The sequence below is a fragment of the Pseudomonas protegens genome (genome assembly GCF_003732485.1).
In the GTDB taxonomy this organism is placed as follows: domain Bacteria; phylum Pseudomonadota; class Gammaproteobacteria; order Pseudomonadales; family Pseudomonadaceae; genus Aquipseudomonas; species Aquipseudomonas protegens_B.
Window position 1 is genome coordinate 1,859 of the sequence record NZ_MOAK01000039.1, and the last position, 667, is coordinate 2,525.

Consider the following 667-nt stretch of genomic DNA (forward strand, 5'->3'; position numbering starts at 1 on the left):
GACACCCCTTACCTGCTACGCCCCGGGGACAAGGTCGATATTTCATTTCTCTCTGCGCCAGAGTTAAGTGGCAATAAGTTGGTGCTTCCCGATGGCACCATCGAATTACCCTATGTGGGCAATCTGAAGATCGCGGGATTGACTGCCGACCAGGCAAACCAGGCACTGGAAAGTCGATACACCCATCTTCTGAAGCACCCACAGATCAACCTCTCGGTCTACCAGGCACTGGACAACCTGCGCACCAGCTTGACCCATCCGGGTACCGGCCTGAGCCGGGAGATTACTATCGATGCCGATGGTGGTGCGAGCTTCCCGCTGCTGGGCGGGATGTCTGTGAGTGGCAAGAGCCTCGATGAGCTGCAACAGATCGTGAACCGGCGGTATGCCAATGAAGTCGGTCAGATCAGCGTTGATATCCTGCTCAAGAAAACCGCGGCGAATGAAGTGTTCGTCATGGGCGAAGTTGGCAGACCGGGAGCCTATCCGATTCACCGACCCATTTCGGTGCTCGAAGCCTTGGCACTGGCCAAAGGACCGAGTGCGAGTGCGCGCCTGGACTCGGTGGTGATCATGCGTCGCCACAATAATCAGGTCGAGACCAGAGTCTACGACGTCGATTCGACGCTGGATGGCAACGCACTGAACTTTGCCTATCTGCAAGCAG

The 667-nt window shown here is 56.7% G+C and carries 1 protein-coding gene; it reads left to right on the forward strand.

Annotated features, from left to right (window positions below; genetic code table 11):
- Window positions 1-667: polysaccharide biosynthesis/export family protein (locus BLX41_RS09365; RefSeq protein ID WP_259744613.1), on the forward strand; the 667-nt coding region annotated here is incomplete at both ends.